The sequence below is a fragment of the Sanguibacter suaedae genome (assembly GCF_016342785.1).
GTDB lineage: Bacteria > Actinomycetota > Actinomycetes > Actinomycetales > Cellulomonadaceae > Sanguibacter > Sanguibacter suaedae.
In genome coordinates this window covers 1-19,417 of sequence record NZ_JAEINH010000016.1, presented here as the reverse complement: position 1 = coordinate 19,417, position 19,417 = coordinate 1, and the positions used below count along the sequence as shown (strand labels likewise).

Below are 19,417 nucleotides of genomic sequence, written 5' to 3'. Positions count from 1 at the left end.
TGGCCCCCTGACGCTGGTCGGGCCGCGGGGAGTCGTCCTGAAGGGTCACGGTGCTGGGTCCTCTCGGGGGTCGTGCGGTGGGGCGGTGGGCGGTCATGCGGGGCGGGCGGACCTCCGGACGGGGCCGTGGGTGAAGAGGGCGGCCAGGACGCAGACGAGCGCGAGGAGCGCCAGGCCGAGGCTGTAGTCGCCCGTGAGGTCGTAGACGGCACCCATGACGAGGGGTGGGACGAAGCCGCCGAGCCCGCCCGCGGCGCCGACCAGGCCCGTCACCGCGCCGACCTTGTCCGGAGGGGCGAGGCTCGCGACGAGCGCGAAGGTCGCGCCGGAGGACCCGCCCAGGAGAGCCGCGAGACCGAGGAACGCGACGGTCCCGACAGGGACGAGCGGGAGCTCGACGGCCGCGACCCCCGCGAGGACCGCAGCCCCCACGAAGCACGTGACGAGGACGCGCACCGCGCCGACACGGTCCGAGAGCCAGCCCCCGACCGGCCGCATGGCCACCGCGAGGACGACGAAGCCCGCGGTGCGCATCGCCGCGTCGTTCGCCTCGAGGTCGAAGGCGTTGATGAGGTACGTCGGCAGGTACACGCTGAACGCGACGAACCCGCCGAATCCCACGGCGTAGAGGAAGGAGAGCTGCACGGTCGCAGGGAGCCTCGCCGTCGCCCACGTCCGCGCGAGGAAGGAGCCCGAGGGAGCCACCCGTCCCGGCCGGTCACGCAGGAGCAGCCCTGCCACGACGGCGTAGACGACGAGGACTCCCGCGACGATGAGGAAGGGCGCCGGCCTCCCCAGGCCGTCGGACAACCGGACCGTGGTGAACGCGGAGACCGCCGTCCCGCCCATGCCGATGCCGAAGAGGCCAAGCGCGGTCCCGCGACGCGCAGCCGGGTACCAGGAGTTCACCAGGGGGACACCGACCGCGAAGGCCGTCCCGCCGAGACCGAGGAAGAACCCGCCGACGAGCATCGCCACGTAGCTCTCCGCGACCAGTCCGACGAACAGGACGGGGAGCACGGTGAGCGCGCTCACCGCAGGGAACATGACGCGCGCCCCGACGCGGTCGGTGAGCGCCCCCACGGGGATGCGACCGAGGGACCCGACGACCACGGGGACCGCCACGAGGACGGCCTGCTCGAATCCGCTGAGCTCGAGCCTGCGTCCGTAGGACGCACCGAGCGGGCTGACGAGCGCCCAGGCCCAGAAGTTCACGAAGAAGCCCACGGTCGCGAGGACGAGCATGCGCGTCGCCTGTGGTGAGGTCCCGAATTCGTCGAGCTCGGCCTTCGTCACGTCATGCCCCCCCGGGCGTCGGCGGCACCCTTACGAGGCACGACGTCGAGCCCCGGGAGTGATCTCGCTCACGACCGTAGCAGTCCGCCCGTGGGCCAGCAACGAGACCTCGGCGGGAGCGGGAGCATCCCATCACGACACACGAAAGGCCTGTCAGATGAGAACATCTGACAGGCCTTTCAACTGCTGTTCACTGGTAGCGGGGACAGGATTTGAACCTGCGACCTCTGGGTTATGAGCCCAGCGAGCTACCGAGCTGCTCCACCCCGCGTCGGTGAACACCACCTTACGCGAGATGGACCGCAGGGCAAAACCGAGCGGCGTACGGTCCGTCTCAACCGTTGAGGACGACCTCGGCACCGAAGGCGAAGGTCTTCTCCTCACCCACGCGCACCCGCACGTCGGCTTCCCTCTCCGAGCGGTTGAACGCGTCCGTCATGGTCTCGAGCGGCTCGATGGCTGCCGAGCGACGCGGGCGGGACAGGACGTCACCCGTGAAGACGAGGAGCGTCCCCCGTTCCTGCCACACCGCGACCCCCTCCCCCGTGGTCGGGTCGGTGAGCAGGGTCCGTGCACGGCCGTCCTCGTCCAGCTCGAGGCGGTCCCAGGCGTGGTCGTAGACGACGCCGTCGAGCGTCTCGTGCACGAGGTCGTCGTCCATCGGGGCGTACGCCGCATCGCCCGGGAGCGGCACGAGCGTCTCGTCGGTGACGATCGCGGCACGGGCCGGGACGCGCAGCGACAGCGTGTCGATGCTCGTGTGACCCGGGACCTGGAAGTACGGGTGCCATCCCGCAGCGACCGGCGCGTCCGTCTCGCCGACGTTGCGGTAGGTCAGGAGGAGGTCGAGCGACGTCGCCGTGAGCTCGAACCGCAGCGTGGCGTCGAGGGCGAACGGGTACCCGGGCACGTCGTCGGGACGGATCGAGAAGGCGAAGGTCACGGACACCCGCTCGGCGGACGCGCTCTCCTCGACGACCGTCCAGTCGGCCATGCGCGCGGAGCCGTGGATGACCTCCTTGTCGACCGGGAACTGCAGGCCGACCTCGTGCGTGGTCCCGTCGAACGTGTAGCGGTTGTCACGCAGACGGTTGGCGAACGGGAAGAGCACCGCGCTGCGGCCACCGCGCTGGGTGGCGAAGTCGACGTCGTCGTCGTAACCGTCGATGAGGTGCTCGGTGCGACCGTGCCACGGCGCCTGCCAGGAGAGGACCGTCGCCCCCCGCACGAGGATCTCGGCGCGCGCGCCGCTCGCGTGCTGGAGGATCTTGGTCGGCAGCTCGCCGAAGGTGCCGTCCGCGACGGAGCTCACGGCGTCGGCCGCAGGGGTGTTCAACGTTGTCATGCGCCTATGCTCGCGGGTCCCGGACCCGCAGGGCAAACCCGTCCGCACGCGACCGTGGCGCCCCTCGTCGAGGAGCGCCACGGTCGTGCTGGTCGACGACCCGTCCGGCGGCCGCCGTGCCTGCTGCGTCTAGCCGAGCTCCTCCTCCGCGGCCAGCGCCTCCTCGATGGCGACCTGGAGGCGGTCCTGCGCCTCGCCGTACCCGGCGAAGTCACCGTCGGCGAGCGCGTCCTGGCTGTCCTGCAGCGCCTGCCCTGCGTCGGTGAGGGCCGAGTCGAGACGTGCACGAGGATCACCCGCAGGAGCGTCCGGGGTGTCCGTCGGCTCCGTGGTCGGGTCCTCCGTCGGGGCGTCGGTGGGCTCGTCCGTCGGCGCCTCGTCCGTCGGGACCTCGTCCACGGGGACCTCACCCTCGTCGGGCGCGTCCGCGTCACCGGCGGTGGCGCCGGAGTCGCCGGCGAAGACCTGGTCGAGCGCCTCGTCGAGGGTGTCGGCGAACCCGACCTCGTCACCGAAGGCCACGAGGACCTTGCGCAGCAGCGGGAACTGGGTGCCGCTCGAGGACTGCACGTAGACCGGCTGGACGTAGAGCAGACCGCCCCCGACGGGCACCGTGAGGAGGTTGCCGTTGAGCACCGTCGAGTTCCCCTGCCGGAGCAGGTTGAGGTTCTGCGCGATGTCGTTGTCGGAGTTGAAGTTGTTTTGCACCTGGCCCGGCCCGGGGACCGTCGACCCGCGGGGCAGCTCGAGAAGACGGAGCTTGCCGTAGTCCTCGGCGGGCTGCCCCGCCTCGTCACCGGCTTCTGCGTTCACCGCGAGGTATCCGGTGAGCACGTTCCTGTCACCGGTACCGCCCGTGATGAAGGACGACGAGAGGGAGAACGCCGGTTGCTCCTGGCCCGGCATCTGGAGCGTGAGGTAGTACGGCGGCTGCAGCGGCTTGTTGTCGCCCTCGGCCGTCGGGTCCTCGGGGTTACGCCAGAAGTCCTGTCCGGAGAAGAACTCCGACGCGGTGTCCACGTGGTACTGGGTGAGGAGGGTCCGCTGGACCTTGAAGATGTCCTCCGGGTACCGGATGTGGCTCATGAGGTCGGCGCTGATCTCGGAGAGCGGCTCGATGGAGTTCGGGAAGACGCCCTGCCACGCCTTGAGGACGGGGTCCTCGGTGTCCCACGCGTACAGGGTGACGGACCCGTCGTACGCGTCCACCGTCGCCTTCACGGAGTTGCGGATGTAGTTGACCTCCTGCGGCTGCAGTGCCTGGATGCTCGCCGACGTGGCGGTGAGCGAGTCCGCCGTGGCGTCCTCGAGGGACTCCGACGCGGAGTAGGGGTACTCGTTGGACGTGGTGTACCCGTCGACGATCCACTTGACACGGCCGTCGACGACGGCCGGGTAGACCCGCCCGTCGAGCGTCAGGTACGGGGCCACCTTCTCGACGCGCTCGCGCGGGTCGCGGTCGTAGACGATCTGCGACGCGTCGGTGACGCGGTCGGAGAAGAGGATCTCCTCGGACTGGAACTTCAGCGCGTAGAGCAGCTTGTTGGCGAGGTTCCCGACCGACGGGCCGATCTCGACGCTCTCCGTCGGGAACGTCGTGTTCACCTGTCCGCCCTCGGCCTCGTCCGTCGGGTAGTCGAGCTCCCACGGGTCCGTGCCGTCGGGGGCACCGACGACGGAGTACGAGGGCGAGTTGGGGCTGAAGTAGATGCGCGGCTCGTAACCGTCCTCGGAGAGGTCCGAGAGGTTGCCCACGGACGGGATGCCGCCCTCGTAGAACGCGGGGCGCCCGTCCGGACCGATCTGGTTGCCGTACGCGGCGACGACGCCGTACCCGTGCGTGTAGACCGTGTGGTCGTTGACCCAGTTGCGCTGGTCGTCACCGAGGCCGGCGAGGTTGAGCTCGCGGACGGCGATGAGCGTGTCCCGGCTCTCCCCCTCGATCTCGTAGCGGTCCACGGAGAGCGTGTCGGAGAAGTTGTAGTACCCACGGTTCTGCTGCAGCTGCCGGAACGAGGGGCTGACGATGGTGGGGTCGAGCAACCGGATCGAGGCGGTGGTCTGCGCGTCCTCACGCAGCGCCCCGGCCTCGGCCGTGGTCTTGGCGTTGTAGGCCTGGACCTCGGTGTCGTCGAGGCCGAAGGCGGTCCGGGTCGCGTCGATGTTGCGCTGGATGAACTCGGCCTCGAGCTGCTGCGCGTTGGGCGTCACCTGGAACCGCTGCACGACGGCCGGGTACACGCCGCCGACGACGATCGCGGCGACCACCATGAGCCCCACGCCGATCGCCGGGAGACGCCAGTTACCACGGATCGCGGTGACCACGAAGAGCGCCGCGACGAGGACCGCGACACCTGCGAGGATCGCCTTGGCGGGGATGACGGCGTTGACGTCCGCGAACGACGCGCCCGCGAACCTCTCACCGTCGGTCTTGAGGATGGAGTACCGGTCGAGCCAGTAGTTCACCCCGATGAGCACCATGAGCGCTGCGGCGAGGACCGCCAGCTGGATCCGGGCGGCGTGCGTGGTCCGCACCCCCTGGGCGGACCCGCCGACCTGGAGGCCCCCGTAGAGGTAGTGCGTGGCGAGGGCGGCGATGCCCGAGATGACGACGACCGCCATGACGAAGCTCACCACGAAGCGGAGCGCAGGCAGGGAGAACATGTAGAACGACAGGTCGATCCCGTACTCGGGGTCCGTCGTGCCGAACGGCACCGAGTTCAGCCAGAGCAGGACGGTCGTCCACTGCGAGGACGCCGCGACACCGGCGAACACGCCGAGGAGCGCGGGGGCCGCGACCATGACGAGACGCCGCAGCGGCTCGATGGCCTCCCGGTACTGGTCGAGCGTCGCCTGCTCAGGGGTCGAGGGCGCGTAGATGGGCCGGTTGCGGTGCGCGAGCCTGAGGTTGAGGTAGACGAGGCCCGCCATGAGCACGAAGGCCCCGGCGAACAGCGCGGCCCGGGTCCCCCACTCCGTCCAGATGACCTCCGAGAAGCCGAGCTGGCGGTACCAGAGCACCTCCGTCCACAGCTGGGCGAGGAGGAACACGACGACCGCGAGAGCGACGACGGCGGCGATGGTGATCGCCAGCGGGCTCGGTCGGCGTCGGGGACCGCCGCCCGCTGGCGCGGGGCGGCGTGGTTGTGCGGCAAAAGACACGGCGGAGGATCCTCGCTGTCGGTGCTGTCGGTGGTGTGCTCGTCCTCTCGGACAACGCTCACGCGCTCTTCTAGGTTCCCACAGTTCCTCCCGTCGGGACACGCGTGGGAGACGTGGTCCGGGCGCGCCAGGTCTGTCATCCTGGTGCCATGACCTCGCCCGACGCCCCGACCATCACCGCAGCGCAGCGCGCCCTCGCCGAGGCCGTCACGGACGTCGAGCGGCACGTCGCCGCCACCGGGTGGGACGCGCCCACCCGCGTCTTCGCGCTCGTCTCGACGCAGGCGGCGCTGGCGGCCGAGCCGGAGCTCGCCGCACAGCTCCCTGCCGACACCGTCCGGGCGGCCCTCGACGACCCGACCCACCTGACCTCCGTCGAGCAGGACGAGCTCCCGACGACCGCGGGCCTCGAGGACCTCCTGGCGTCGATCGTGTGGCCGGACGCCGTGGACGGCGCCGCGGTCGTCGTCGAGCGCATCGTGCTGCCCCCGTCGGCGGAGGACGAGGTCCCCGAGGATCCTGCCGCCGCGCTCGTCTACCTGGAGAACCACCCCGACCGGCAGGACGTCCGGATGGCCGTGGGCGTCCTGCGGGACGGGACGTCGTGGTGCGCCCTGCGCACGCGGGCGAACGACTCCGACCTCGAGGTCGGGCACGGTCCGGACCTCGTGCCGGGGCTCGTCGAGGCGCTCCTCACGACGTTCGAGTAGCGCGGACCCCCCGGCCTCTACCGCGACGCCGCGACGTCGTCCGCGGTGCAGGTCGGGAGGTCGGCGGTGTCGCCCGACCCGATGGCCGTGGTGGCCGCGAGCGCGTCGGAGAGGGTCTCGACCCTCACGACGGTGAGGCCGTCGGGGACGTGCCCGTAGACCTCGGAGCAGTTGTCCGCGGGGGCGAGGAACCAGGCGGCGCCGTCCCGGAGGGCGCCGTGGAGCTTCTGCTGGATGCCGCCGATGGGCCCGACGGTCCCGCTGGTGTCGATGGTCCCGGTGCCGGCGATGATCTCGCCGTTCGCCTCGTCGACCTCGGTGAGGCGGTCGATGATCCCGAGGGCGAACATGGTGCCGGCGGAGGGGCCGCCGATGTCGTCGATGCGGATGCTCACGTCGACGGGGAAGTCGAACGCAGGTGACACGAAGACCCCGAGGCGGGCGCCGTCGCCGCCCTGGGGGTCGGGCGACGAGGGGAACGAGAGCTCGACCGGTACCCCGTCGCGGAGCACGCCGAGGGTGACGGGTGCACCGGCCTCCGTCCCGTCGAGCGCCGTGGTGAGGTCCTCGTACTCCTCGATCGGCGTCCCGGCGACGGTCGTGATCACGTCACCCTCCTCGACGTGCCCCTCGGCGCCGGAGCCCTCCACGGCCTGGAGGACCGTGACCTCCACGGGGATCTCGTACCCGAGCTCGTGGAGCGCCGCGTAGGTGGCGTTCTCCTGGGAGGACGTCATGTCGGCGGCGCTCGACGCGTCGAGCTCCTCCTGCGTGGTGTCCGCGGGGAACACCTCCTCCACGGGGAACACGGCCCTGGTCCCGTCGGCCCAGCCCTGGAGGACCTGGACGAGGTTCACGGGGTAGCCGGGACCGCCACCGACACCCACGGTGGTGAGCAGGAGCTCACCCGTGGACTCGTAGGTCTCGGCTCCCTCGATGGTGATGAGGTCCTCGTCGTCCACCTGGCCGAGCGTGTCGCGCGTGGGGCCGGGGGACTTCACGACGTAGGGCGACGGGACCACGGCGAGACCGGACACGAGGAGGACCGTGGCGAGGAAGGTCACGCCGAGGGTGACGCCGCGCGGGGTCACCGCCTCGTCGTCCGCACCCGGGGGTGGGACGTCCCCCGGGTGCGCGGGCACGACCGGGGAGGGGCGAGAAGGGTCGCGTGGGCTCGGGTGAGCGCTCTGTCGAGTGCTCCGGGGCGCTGAGGTCACCCCCGTATCATCGCCGACGAGCCTGGGAGCCCGCTGACGAGGGTGCCGCGACGCCGGGGCCGCGCACCGCGCACCGGCGCCTCACGCCCCGCGGCGAGCGCGCCTCCAGATCGCGGCGGTCCCCAGGACGGCCACGGCAGCACCGGTGGCACCGGCTGCGGCGGCGTCCCGCCCGCCGACCCGCCGTCCGGCGACGCCCACGCGGCCGCGGACCTGGTCGACGAGGAGCCGCAGGCACTCCTCGCTGGTACGTGACACCGACCACCCGGCGGCGTGCAGCCCCGTCGCAGACACCGTCCAGGGATAGACGGCGAAGGTCATGTCGCTCGCCGGGGCCGGCAGCACACCGAGCCTGTGGAGGCGCTCGGCGGCACCGAAGGCCGACGCGCGGGGCAGGTCCACGGACCGCATGCCCGCGACGCGCAGCACCTCGGCGGCGGAGAGGACGTCGGGCGCTCCGTCCCTCCGTGGTCCGACGGTCAGGGCACCGACGAGGCCCCCGCGGACGACGACGTCGACGGCCGCGGCGACGTCGTCCACGTGCACCAGCTGCCACTCCCTGATCGCGCCCCGCACGGTGAGGATCCTCGGCGCCTCGAAGTGGCGCGTCATCAGTGTGTCGACGCCGGGCCCGACGAGGCAGGCCGGACGCAGGATCGTCGCCCTCGGCCGCGTCGACGCAGCGGCGACCGCGTCGCGGAACGTCTCCTCGAAGGTCAGGAGGTCGCCCACGATCCCGTCGTCGACCTCTCCCCGCGCCGGTTCGTCGTCCTCGATGACCGGCCGCCCGGGCACGGCGCCGTTGACCATCGCCGAGCTCACACCGACGACGTGCCCCACGTCCGCGGCCGCGGCCCGGGTGACGTCGGACGTGGTTCTCGTGACGATGTCCTCCCGGCGGTCGGAGGCGCGACGAGAGCGGACGGCGGCGAAGTCGCCCGAGTGGCCCACGAGGACCACGACGTCGGCCCCGACGAGCGCCTCGGGCGTGAGCTCGCCGCTGGCCACGACGCGTCCGGCACCGAGCGCGTGGGCGAGCGCCCTACCTACTGGGGACTCCCCCACCACGACGCTGCGCAGCCCGTCCGTGGTGCGCCCAGAGCGAACCCGTGCACCGGACATGGCCGCCGGACCTCCTCCTGCGTCGGATTGTGGTTACCGTGGTCGGGCCCGACGCCCGCCGCCACCGCCCCCAGGAGACCACATGAGCAGCGACCCGTCAGCCAGCTCCGGCGCGCCGGACCCGTCACAGTGGGAGGAGATGCTCCGTTCCCTCTTCGGTGCCGACAGCGAGGAGGCGCTGCGCGAGCTGCGCGCCCGCGGCTTCGACCCCCAGGCGCTCGCCGCGGGGTCCGGGTTCCAGAACGACCCGCAGATGCTGCAGCAGGTCCTCGACCAGGTGAAGCGGCTGCTCAGCGCGTCGGGCGGTGACCCCGTGAACGCGGACGTCGCGCACGACGTCGCACGGCAGGTGGCGGTGGCCGAGGGAGACCCCGTGCTCACGGCCAAGCAGGTCAGGGAGGCCACGGACGCGCTGTCCGTGGCCGACCTCTGGCTGGACGCCGCCACCGAGCTCCCGCCGTCGGGCGGGACGCGGACCGCGTGGAGCCGATCCGAGTGGGTGGAGCAGACGCTCCCGGCGTGGAACGCGCTGGCCGCGCCGGTGGCCGCGTCGGTCGCCGACGCCCTCGCCGCCGTGCTCCGCGACCAGCTCCCCGAGGGCGGCGGGCTGGAGGGCATGGTTCCCGGTCTGCCCCCCGGGCTCCTCGGCGGTGCGGGCCCCATCGACCCGACGCAGATGATGCGCCAGCTCGGCTCGGCGGTGTTCGGCATGCAGATCGGGACGGCGGCCGGGACCCTGTCGCGGGAGGTCCACGGCGCCACGGACATCGGCGTGCCCCTCCTCACCGGTCCGGCGACCGTCCTCCTGCCCACGAACGTGGCCGCGTTCACGAAGGACCTCGACGTCCCGGCGGAGGAGGTCCGCCACTTCCTGGCGCTCAGGGAGGCCGCCCACGCGCGTCTGTTCACGCACGTCACGTGGCTGCGGGGTCACCTCCTCGGCCTCGTCGAGGCCTACGCCCGGGGCATCACCATCGACATGGACGCGCTCGAGTCGTCCCTCCGGGACGTCGACCCCACCGACCCCGAAGCCCTCCGTGGCGCGCTCTCCGGCGGCGTCTTCGGCCTGCACTCCACCCCGGAGCAGGAGGCCACGCTCCTGCGGCTCGAGACGGTCCTCGCCCTCGTCGAGGGGTGGGTCGACGAGGTCGTGGCCCGCGCGGCGCTCCCCCACCTGCCCCACACCGTCGCTCTGCGCGAGATGATCCGCCGGCGGCGCGCCGCGGGTGGTCCCGCGGAGCAGACCTTCGCGTCGCTCGTCGGCCTCGAGCTGCGGCCCCGCCGTTCCCGGGACGCGGCGACGCTGTGGTCGACGATCGACGGCCAGGTGGGGTCTGCCGCGCGTGACGCCGTCTGGGACCACCCGGACCTCCTGCCGAGCACCCTCGACCTCGACGACCCCGCGGGGTACTTCACGCGTCGCGACGAGGTGAGCGAGGAGCAGTCCGACGTGGACCGCGCGCTCGCCGAGCTCTTCAAGGACGGCGACGACGCGCAGGACGGCGAGGCACCCAAGGGCTGAGGCGTCACGCCTCCGCGTCGTCGTCGTCCGGCGCGGAGGCGTCCCGCGAGAAGGACACGCCCTCGAGGAAGCCCCTGGCGCGCTCCGTCCTCGGGTAGGCCTCGAGGATCTCCCAGAACTCGGGGCCGTGCCCGGCGTGGAGGGTGTGGGCCAGCTCGTGGAGCAGCACGTAGTCGATCACCCACTCGGGCATGCCACGCACACGTGTCGAGATGCGGATGGACCCCTCGGGCAGGGTGCAGCTGCCCCAGCGGCGCCCCTGGCGCGACGACCACCGGACCGACGAGGGACGCGCCCGTCCTCCGAGGTACTTGGCGGAGAGCTCCGCGGCGCGACGGGCGAGTCCTTCGTCGGACGGGCGGCGCCGGCTCTCCTTGTCCGCGAGCCGGGCGAGCATGCGGACCACCCACTCGCGCTCCTGGGCGCGCGAGAACCTCGCGGGGATCGAGACGATCGTCCGGTCCCCGTCACGGTACGCGCTCACCGTGCTCGTGCGGCGACGGCTTCGGCGCACCTCGACCCGCTCGTTGAGCGGTCCATCGACGGCGTCGGGCACAGCACCGACCGTAGTGCCTGACATCGGCGCTTGTCTCCCAACGCGCCGACCCCGGCACCCCGAGCTTCCCGGGCTTCCCGACGCGGTCCGGACCTGTGGACGACGGGGCTCGGCGTCCTCGCCGTGGCACCGTCGTGCCATGGAGCTCCGCACAGGCCTCAGGATCCTCGACCGCGCACCGCACGCCGTCCAGGTCGGCACGGACGAACGATGGTCCGTCACCGTCGACGGGCTGACCCCCCAGGAGCGCACCGCGCTCCTGGGGCTCGGGGACGGCCCCGCCGGACGCCGCCCCCGGTGGGCGTCGTCGGAGGATGCGCCGCACCGGCTGCAGAGCGTCCTCGACGACCTCACCGACGCCGGGCTGCTCCAGGAGTCACCCGCCGCGACCGGGCCGGCCGGGCTCGGGTCGCCGCTCGACGACGAGGTCGTCGCGCTCCAGGTAGCGGGGGCAGGGACACGGGAGACGGTAGGGGTGCGGCGGGACCGCCGGGTCGGCGTCGTCGGTCTCGGTCGGATCGGGATGGTGGTGGTGGACGTCCTCGCGTCGGCCGGCGTCGGGACGTTCCTCCTCGACGACCCCCGGCGCGTGCGGCGCGCGGACGTGGGGGTGGGCGGGTTGCGGGAGAGGCACGTCGGCGCAGCGCGTGCGCACTGCGCGGCGGACGTGCTGGGGCGCGAGCACCCTGACGCGCGCGTGGGTTCCGGGACGCGTGAGACCCCCGACGTCGTCGTCATCGTGTTCGAGGAGGCCGCGGACCCTGTCCGCACGGCGCGTCTAATGATGGAGGAGGTCCCGCACCTCCCCGTCGTGGTGCGGGAGGGGGACGTCGTGGTGGGTCCGTTCGTGGTGCCCGGGCGTTCGGCGTGCCTGACGTGCCTCGACATGCACCGGACGGACATGGACCCCGGGTGGCCGGCGCTGGCGGCCCAGCTGCGGGCGATCGGAAGCACCCATCCGGCGCCTCAGCCGTCGGTGGTCGCGAGCGTCGCCGGCGGGGCGGCCGCGGCGCAGGTCCTCGCGTTCCTCGACGGTCAGGACCCTGCAGCCACCGGCACGGCGCTCGAGGTCCGCGGCCCCGACGCACGGCCCCGCGTCCGACGCTGGTCGGTGCACCCGGGGTGCGGGTGCACCGACCTGCTCGGCGCGGACGTGCCGCGCGCCTGACGTGCGGTCATGCCGCGGCGTCCTTGCGTGGACGGCCCCGGCCACGCTTGCGCGCGACCACGACCCCGTCGACGAAGACCTCGCCTCCCCAGACCCCCCACGGCTCGGCCCGGTCGACCGCCCCGGCGAGGCACCCGGCCACGAGGGGGCACTCGCGGCACAGGGCCTTCGCCTCCTCGATCCGGGCCGTCTGCTCGGCGAACCAGAGCTCCGGGTCGTTGGAACGGCAGGGCACCAGCCCTGCCACGAGCTCGTCGAACTCGCGTCCCTCGCTGTGCGTGAGGGGTTGGGCGACCCGGGTCCCCGAGCCCCCCTGTGACATCGTGTCGAGCAGCGTCGTCGGCCGCACGTCGTCCTCCCATGATCCCAAATGACTTGAATGTCCGTACGTTCGGGATACGCGAGGTGTGCGGCCGCCTGTCTCGTCGACCGACCGGTCGCACGAGGTGGAGAAGCACACAGGCCGCGGATCCCTGAGGGACTCCGCGGCCTGGATGTACCGGTCTGAGGATCAGACGGTGTACGTCCTGGAGACGGAGTCGTGGAGTGCATCGGAGCTGAAAGCCCGAAGTCGAGGCGCGTTGCCCGCGCCCTGACGATGCGTGACCTTGCCGGTCATCGTGGTGATCTCCATCTGTGCACCCACCTCCTCTCTCTTCCGGGCTCGGACCTCTCGGCCGTCGCCCTCCTACAGGGACTCGTGAACCATAGGACCGCCGTCCTGGGGCGTGCAACCTATTTATCGATGTTCTTCCGAAGATGCTCCTGGACGAGCTCGAGGAGCGCCGCCCCGTACGCGTCGATCTTCGTGGGACCGATGCCGTCGATGCGCGCGAGCTCGGGCACGGACGTGGGCCGCACCTCCGCGATCGTCTCGAGGACCGAGTTGGACAGGACCACGAACGCGGGCCGGTCGACGAGCTTCGCCTGCACGGTCCGCCACTCCCGCAGACGCTCGTAGAGGGCCTCGTCGTACTCCCCCGACGGACGGACGACGGGCCGCGCCGTCGACGCGCGCGGCGCACGCCGCACCCCCGCGCCGCGTGACTCCTCCGGCCACAGCCCGTCGAGGAACCGGGTGCGACGCCGCGTCGCGCGCCCGCCCGGCGCGCGGGACCGCGCGAAGGACACCGCGAGATGCTCCCGCGCCCGCGTGATCCCGACGTAGAGCAGGCGCCGCTCCTCGGCGACGGCCTCGTCCGTCTCCGCAAGGGAGATCGGCATGAGGCCCTCGCTCATCCCCACGAGGAACACCGCGTCCCACTCGAGCCCCTTGGCGGCGTGCAGCGACGCGAGGGTGACGCCCTCGACGGTCGGTGCGTGCTGGGACGCCGCCCTGTCGGCAAGGTCCGCGATGAGGTCCGGGAGCGTGGCCTGCTGCGTGGCCGCGAGGTCGTCCGCGAGCGCGACGAGGGCCTGCATCGACTCCCACCGTTCCCGTGCGGCGCCGCGGGCGGCCGGGGGCTCGGGCGCCCACCCGGCGGACAGGAGGATGTCGCGGACCGTCTCCGGCATGGGGACCGTCGGGTCGGCGGACCGGGCACCGCCGCGCAGGAGGACGATGGCGTCGCGGACCTCCTTGCGGGCGAAGAACCTGTCCCCGCCGCGCACGAGGTACCCGATGCCGGCGTCGGCGAGCGCCTGCTCGAAGGCCTCGGACTGGGCGTTGGTGCGGTAGAGCACGGCGATCTCGCTGGCGGGGGTGCCGTCGGCGACGAGCCGTCCGACCGCGCCTGCGACGCCGGCGGCCTCCGCCTCGTCGTCGTCGTAGGCCGTGAACCGGACCGGGGGTCCGGCCGGGCGCTGGGCGACGAGCTCGAGCGCGGGGTGATCGCCGGAGCGGCGCCTGCCGGTGACGGCGAGGAGGTCGTTGGCGAGGCCGACGACCTGCGGCGTGGAGCGGTAGTCGCGCACCAGGCGCACCACCTGGGCGGTGGGGTGCGCCTTGGTGAAGGTCATGAGGTGGTGGGGGGTGGCACCGGTGAACGAGTAGATCGTCTGGCTCGGGTCGCCGACGACGCAGAGCTCCTCGCGGCCCCCGAGCCACTGGTCGAGGACGAACTGCTGGAGCGGTGAGACGTCCTGGTACTCGTCGACGACGAAGTGCCGGTACTGGCGCCGGACCTCGTCGGCGATGGTGCGCTGGGACGCGAGCATGTCGCCGAGCATGAGGAGGACGTCCTCGAAGTCGATGAGGGAACGCTCCGTCTTGACCTCCTCGTACGCGGTGACGAGCCGGGCGACGGACCGGTGGTCGTAGCCGGCCGGGGACGGCCGGCCGATCGCGGCGCAGGCTCGCTCGTAGTCCTCGGCGGTGACGAGGGAGACCTTGGACCACTCGATCTCCGACGCGAGGTCGCGGACGGCGACCCGGTCGACGCTCAGGCCGAGACGTCGTGCGGCCTCCCCGACGAGCTGTGCCTTGTGCTCGAGGATGCGAGGCGGAGCCCCGCCCACGACCTTGGGCCAGAAGTAGCTCAGCTGGCGCAGCGCGGCGGCGTGGAACGTCCTCGCCTGGACGCCGACGACACCGAGGTCCCGGAGCCGGGTCCGCATCTCGCCCGCCGCGCGCGCGGTGAACGTCACGGCGAGCACCGTCGTCGGCGTGTACACCCCGGTCCGTACGCCGTACGCGATGCGGTGCGTGATCGCGCGGGTCTTGCCGGTGCCCGCCCCGGCGAGGACGCACACCGGTCCGGTGAGGGCCTCGGCGACGGCACGCTGGTCCGGGTCGAGCGCCTCGAGGATCGCGTGGGCGGAGCTCGGCACGCTCATGCGCCCGCCGTCCGGAGCGGAGCGGCTGCAGGGCGGTGGGCGGGGTGGGAGCGGCGGCTGTGGTGGGCGTGCTGTGCTGACATCCCGCTCATCATCCCAGGAGCGGCCGACGCCCACGGACGCCGCCGGAGGAATACCGTGGTCGTCGTCCCGCGTTGTCCCGCAGGACAGCGACTCCCACCCACCGGAAGGACCCCGCCCAGCATGAGCGAGACCGTGACCTCCCCGACCGTCCCCGACGCCGGCTCCATCGTCATGTACACGACGTCCTGGTGCGGGTACTGCCGGCGGCTCAAGACACAGCTCGACTCCGTCGGGATCGGCTACACCGAGGTGAACATCGAGGAGGTGCCCGGGACGGCGGAGTACGTGGAGCAGGTGAACGGCGGGAACCAGACGGTGCCGACCGTCGTGTTCCCCGACGGCACCGCCGCCACCAACCCGTCGCTCGCCGACGTCAAGGCGCGCCTCGGGTCTGCCTGACGCGCGTCCGGGTCGCCCTCCCTCGTCCGGGAGGGCGACCCGGCGACCGGCTCAGCGATCGGCCCACGACCCGGTGAGGTCCTCGCCGTACCAGTCCTCGACGAGGGCCCGGGCGATGGACGTCCGTGTGGGCAGCATCACGGCGCCGGAGGCCACGGCCTCGGCGAGCTCGGGACGGGTGAACCACAGCGCGTCGGTCACCTCCACACCGTCGACGACGACGTCGGTGGTGGTCGCGTGCGCCACGAACGCGAGCATGAGAGACGCGGGGAACGGCCACGGCTGGCTGCCCCGGTACTCCACGGCGCCGATGCGGATGCCGGCCTCCTCCTCCACCTCGCGGCGCACGGCGGCCTCCACGGACTCCCCCGGCTCGACGTACCCTGCGAGCGTCGAGTAGCGCCCCTGGGGCCAGTGGGCGGAGTGCCCCAGGAGGAGCCGGTCGGACTCGTCGACGACGGCCATGATGACCGCCGGGTCGGTGCGCGGGTAGTGGTCCGTCCCGTCGTTGGTGCACCTGCGCACCCAGCCGCCGCCGGTGGCCTCCGTGGGCTCGCCGCACCGCGGGCATCGCGGGTTTCGGCCGTGCCACGCGGCGAGCGCCACGGCTTCCGTCGCGAGGCCGGCGTCGCGGTCGGTGAGCGTCGCCCCCACGTCGCGCAGCGACGCCCACGTGTGCTCCTCGACGAGCCGGTCGGCGGGGTCCTCCGGGGCGATGCCCTCGATGTCCAGGCTCGCGCCACCCGCATCGTCGGACAGCGCGAGGGCCACGTAGGTCTCGCTGGCGGCTTCCGTGGCGTCGTTCCCGCCGAGGTAGAACCACTCGCCGGGGCGCTGGTCGGCAGCGGACGAGGCGGACGCGACGACCGCGGCGTCGAGCGCCGTGGCGGCGACGAGAGCGAGCTCGCGCGCGCCCTTCGGGTCGCCGACGACGGCGACCTTGCCGCGGTGGAGGAGCAGGACGCGGGTGCTCCCCTCGAGGAGGGCGTCCGCGACCACCCCGGGGTCGGTCCGTCGCTCTGCCTGCCGGTGCGCGGTCGCTCGCGAGAGCGGCAGCCTGTCCCAGTCCACGTGTCCCATGACCCCACCGTAGGGCCAGCCGCCGACGACCGGGCCACCACCCGCCCGGGCGCCGCGGGGAGGTCCCCACCCGCTCGTCTACGGTTGTCCTGTGCACCGTTCGCCCCTCGCCCTCGCCGCCCTGTCGACCATCGCCGTCCCCGGCCTCGACGTCCACCACGTCCAAGGGGCCCTGGCCCCGGACGGCATCGACAGTGCCGTCGCCGTCGACGCCGACGGTCGCCGCTGGGTCGTCCGAGCGCCTCGCACCCCGGCCGCCGGCGCCGCCCTCGAGGCGGAAGCGGCGTTCCTCGCCGGCGTCACGGACCACGTCGACTCGGGGGCGTTGCCCTTCGTGGTGCCCCGCGCCGCGGGTTCCGCCCCCCTGCCCGGTGCGGGCCGGGCCATCGTGCACCCAGAGCCGCCGGGGCACCCCCTGGACGTCCAGCGGCTCGTGCCGGGACCGGGGCTGACGGCCTCCGTCGGGCGGGCGGTGGCCGCCGTCCACGAGCTCCCGGTGGCGCTCGTGGAGGCGTCGGGCCACCCCGTGTACAGCGCGGAGGAGTACCGGCAGCGCCGGCTGTCGGAGGTCGACGAGGCGGCACGGACGGGCCGGGTCCCGGCGACCCTGCTCCGCCGGTGGGAACGGGCGCTCGAGGACGTGTCGTTGTGGAGGTTCCGGCCGGTCATCACGCACTGCGCGCTCTCGTCCGACTCGATCCTCGTGCAGGCCGGGCAGGTGAGCGCCGTCCTCGACTTCTTCGAGGTGCAGGTGGGCGATCCTGCGGACGACCTCGCCTGGCTGCTCGCCTCGATGCCCGACGAGTCGGCGGACTCCCTCATGGAGGCGTACCAGCTCCGGCGCACGGAGCTCATCGACCCGCACCTCCTCGAGCGCGCAGCGCTGGCGGGCGAGCTGGCTCTCGCACGGTGGCTGCTCCACGGCGTCCGCACGCAACGCCCGGAGGTCGTCGAGGACGCGGTCGGCATGCTCCGGGACCTCGACCGCGCGGCGACCGAGCTGGGCGACGCCGGGGCGACGGGTCCCGTCCCCCCGCGGCCCGGCCCCACCGTCGCGGACGAGGCCGCGGCGCAGGGACCGGACGACGGGGAACCGGCCGTCCAGGAGCCCGACTACGAGCACGCGACCCCGCGCCCGCACGCGGACGAGCCGACGACGAGCTACGCCGTCGTCACCCCTGACGCGGGGTCCGGGGACGACGTGGCCCCCGCGGACGGGACGACGCCCTCGAAGGAGGACTAGCCGGGGCAGGGAGCTCGCCGCGGACGAGTCGCTCGAGCTCGTCCGCGTCCGCCAGGCGCCGCGGGCGCACCGTGGTGTCGTCCGCGACGTGGTAGAACGCCGCGGAGACGGAGTCCAGCGGGACGCCCGCCCACGTCGACCACGCCAGGCGGTAGACGGCAAGCTGCACCTCGCGCGCCTCCCGGGCGGCGTCGTCGGTGGGTACCCGCCCCGTCTTCCAGTCGACGACGACCACTCCCCCGGGGTTCTCCGGGTCGGGGAAGACCGCGTCGATCCGGGTGCGCGTGACGACACCGGCGATCACGGTGTCGATGGCGACCTCGACCTCGATGGGCACGAGGGACGCCCACGGCGACGCCTCGAAGGTCCGCTGGAGGTCTGCGAGCGAGCGGTCGGGGTCGATGCGGTCGTCGTCCGCGCCCGGGAGCTCGTCGAGGTCGAACAGGGACGTCGACCCGTAGAACTTCTCGACCCAGAGGTGGAACGCGGTGCCACGCCGGGTGTGGACGGACGGCTCTCGCGGCACGGGGCGCCGCAGCGCCAGGGCGTACGCCGACCGGTCCCGGGCGACCTCGACGAGGCCCGAGGCGGAGATGTGCGCGGGGAACTCCATGGCGGTGACCGCTGCGCGCGACGCGTCCCGCTCGGCGAGGAGCAGGGAGCTCAGCCCGGCGAGATCGGTCCCGTCCGCGGAGAGGAGCGGGGCGACAGGGGCGACGGGGTCCACCGACCCGCGGTCGTCGGTGAGCTCGTCGAGGACGAGGTCCCTGGCACGGCGGAGCGCCTCGAGGGACGACCGGACCCCGGTGGACGTCTCGTCGTCGCCGTCCGCGCCCGGCCCGGACGGCAGCGTGCGCGCCGTGGGGACGTGGGGCGAGGGCCACACCTCCGTGCGGACCGAGTCGCCACGGGGGTTGTCCGTGCCGGGCTCGGGTGGCGGCGCGACGGTGTGCTCGGCGAGCACGCCCGCGTCGGCGAGCTCGGTGAGGAAGGGGGACGGGCTCGAGGGCTTCACGGCGGTGCGCCACCAGGCCCCGGTGAGCAGGAGCTCGGAGCGCGCGCGGGTGAACGCGACGTAGGCGAGCCGACGTTCCTCGAGGACCTCGTGCTCGCCGCACCGGCTGCGGAAGTCGACGAGCCGGGCGTTGAGCTCCGCGGAGTCGGCGGCCCCGGCGAGGTCGAGCGTCGGGAGGTCGCGGGCGTCGCCCCGGAGCGGGAAGGGCAACGCGCCGAGGGAGGTGAGCCACCCGGCGGACGTCGGTCCCGCGTCGGAGCTGGTCCGCGTCGAGGGGAACACCCCGTCGACGAGGCCGGGGACGGCGACGACGTCCCACTCGAGCCCCTTGGAGGCGTGGACGGTGATGAGCTGGACGGCGCGAGGGTCGGGTGCGTGCGTGGGGCGTTCGAGGCCTCGTTCCCGCTTCTCGGCGCTCGACAGCCACGCGAGGAACGCCCCGAGCGTCGTCGTCTCGCCGGAGTCGGCGAAGGACGCGGCCACCTGGCGGAACGCGTCGAGGTGGGCGCGTCCCCGCGGGTCGGTCTCCGCCGCCTCGGGGGTGTGCGCCCGGGCGGCGGCGAGCGCGACCTCGATGTCGAGACCGAGAGCGCGCTCGGCCCGGTCGACGAGCTCGGGGAGCGCGAGGTAGGTGAGAGCGCGCACGTCACGGAGGGTCTGCGCGAGCGCGCGCAGGCGCGTCCACCCGACGGCCGTGAAGGCGCGGCCGTCGGCTGCCTGCCA

15 protein-coding genes and 1 tRNA gene are annotated in these 19,417 nt (G+C 73.1%); 5 read left to right on the top strand and 11 right to left on the bottom strand.

Features of this window, described 5'->3' with window-relative positions; translation table 11 throughout:
• Positions 1-93: 93 nt before the first annotated feature.
• The 4 genes from JAV76_RS13890 to JAV76_RS13875 all read right to left on the bottom strand — a co-directional run bounded on the left by JAV76_RS13890 (position 94) and on the right by JAV76_RS13875 (position 5,803).
• A complete protein-coding gene (locus tag JAV76_RS13890; RefSeq protein ID WP_307844252.1) occupies positions 94-1,296 on the bottom strand; it encodes an MFS transporter in 1,203 nt (400 codons plus the stop codon).
• A gap of 194 nt (positions 1,297-1,490) precedes the next feature.
• Positions 1,491-1,567, bottom strand: a tRNA-Met gene (locus JAV76_RS13885).
• Between the two features lie 63 nt (positions 1,568-1,630).
• Positions 1,631-2,641, bottom strand: coding sequence for an aldose 1-epimerase (locus JAV76_RS13880; RefSeq protein ID WP_198734673.1), 1,011 nt, complete (start codon positions 2,639-2,641; stop codon positions 1,631-1,633).
• Between the two features lie 129 nt (positions 2,642-2,770).
• Positions 2,771-5,803, bottom strand: coding sequence for a UPF0182 family membrane protein (locus JAV76_RS13875; protein ID WP_198734672.1), 3,033 nt, complete (start codon positions 5,801-5,803; stop codon positions 2,771-2,773).
• A 149-nt stretch (positions 5,804-5,952) separates the two neighbouring features.
• Here JAV76_RS13875 and JAV76_RS13870 point away from each other — a divergent pair, with 149 nt between their 5' ends.
• Positions 5,953-6,513 carry a PPA1309 family protein gene (locus JAV76_RS13870; protein WP_198734671.1) on the top strand — a complete coding sequence of 187 codons (561 nt, stop codon included), beginning with the start codon at positions 5,953-5,955 and terminating at the stop codon, positions 6,511-6,513.
• A 17-nt stretch (positions 6,514-6,530) separates the two neighbouring features.
• Here the strand turns inward: JAV76_RS13870 and JAV76_RS15300 are convergent, their stop codons facing one another.
• Positions 6,531-7,655, bottom strand: coding sequence for a YlbL family protein (locus JAV76_RS15300; RefSeq protein ID WP_198734670.1), 1,125 nt, complete (start codon positions 7,653-7,655; stop codon positions 6,531-6,533).
• A gap of 156 nt (positions 7,656-7,811) precedes the next feature.
• Entirely contained in the window at positions 7,812-8,852 is a 1,041-nt protein-coding gene (locus tag JAV76_RS13860; RefSeq protein WP_198734669.1) for a Rossmann-fold NAD(P)-binding domain-containing protein, read from the bottom strand.
• Positions 8,853-8,934: 82 nt separating this feature from the next.
• Here JAV76_RS13860 and JAV76_RS13855 point away from each other — a divergent pair, with 82 nt between their 5' ends.
• Positions 8,935-10,374, top strand: coding sequence for a zinc-dependent metalloprotease (locus JAV76_RS13855; protein ID WP_198734668.1), 1,440 nt, complete (start codon positions 8,935-8,937; stop codon positions 10,372-10,374).
• Between the two features lie 4 nt (positions 10,375-10,378).
• Here the strand turns inward: JAV76_RS13855 and JAV76_RS13850 are convergent, their stop codons facing one another.
• Positions 10,379-10,954 (bottom strand): M48 metallopeptidase family protein, encoded by a 576-nt coding sequence (locus tag JAV76_RS13850; protein ID WP_198734667.1) that lies wholly within the window; start codon positions 10,952-10,954, stop codon positions 10,379-10,381.
• 115 nt (positions 10,955-11,069) lie between these two features.
• Between JAV76_RS13850 and JAV76_RS13845 the strand changes: the two genes are divergently transcribed.
• Positions 11,070-12,098, top strand: a complete 1,029-nt coding sequence (locus JAV76_RS13845) for a ThiF family adenylyltransferase (protein WP_198734666.1) — start codon at positions 11,070-11,072, stop codon at positions 12,096-12,098.
• Between the two features lie 7 nt (positions 12,099-12,105).
• Here JAV76_RS13845 and JAV76_RS13840 read toward each other — a convergent pair whose 3' ends face one another.
• A complete protein-coding gene (locus JAV76_RS13840) occupies positions 12,106-12,420 on the bottom strand; it encodes a WhiB family transcriptional regulator (protein ID WP_198734665.1) in 315 nt (104 codons plus the stop codon).
• A 413-nt stretch (positions 12,421-12,833) separates the two neighbouring features.
• Positions 12,834-14,873: an ATP-dependent helicase gene (locus JAV76_RS13835; protein WP_198734664.1), complete on the bottom strand. Its 2,040-nt coding sequence runs from the start codon at positions 14,871-14,873 to the stop codon at positions 12,834-12,836.
• Between the two features lie 204 nt (positions 14,874-15,077).
• On the opposite strand from JAV76_RS13835, the gene JAV76_RS13830 reads away from it, so the two are divergent.
• A complete protein-coding gene (locus JAV76_RS13830; protein WP_198734663.1) occupies positions 15,078-15,356 on the top strand; it encodes a mycoredoxin in 279 nt (92 codons plus the stop codon).
• Positions 15,357-15,407: 51 nt separating this feature from the next.
• On the opposite strand, the gene nudC is transcribed toward JAV76_RS13830, so the two are convergent.
• Positions 15,408-16,436 carry an NAD(+) diphosphatase gene (gene nudC / locus JAV76_RS13825; RefSeq protein WP_198734662.1) on the bottom strand — a complete coding sequence of 343 codons (1,029 nt, stop codon included), beginning with the start codon at positions 16,434-16,436 and terminating at the stop codon, positions 15,408-15,410.
• Positions 16,437-16,527: 91 nt separating this feature from the next.
• On the opposite strand from nudC, the gene JAV76_RS13820 reads away from it, so the two are divergent.
• Positions 16,528-17,679, top strand: coding sequence for a phosphotransferase (locus JAV76_RS13820; protein WP_198734661.1), 1,152 nt, complete (start codon positions 16,528-16,530; stop codon positions 17,677-17,679).
• Here the strand turns inward: JAV76_RS13820 and JAV76_RS13815 are convergent.
• Positions 17,609-19,417: 3'-5' exonuclease (locus JAV76_RS13815; protein ID WP_198734660.1), on the bottom strand; the 1,809-nt coding region annotated here is incomplete at its 5' end. The two genes, JAV76_RS13820 and JAV76_RS13815, sit on opposite strands and share 71 nt — an antisense overlap.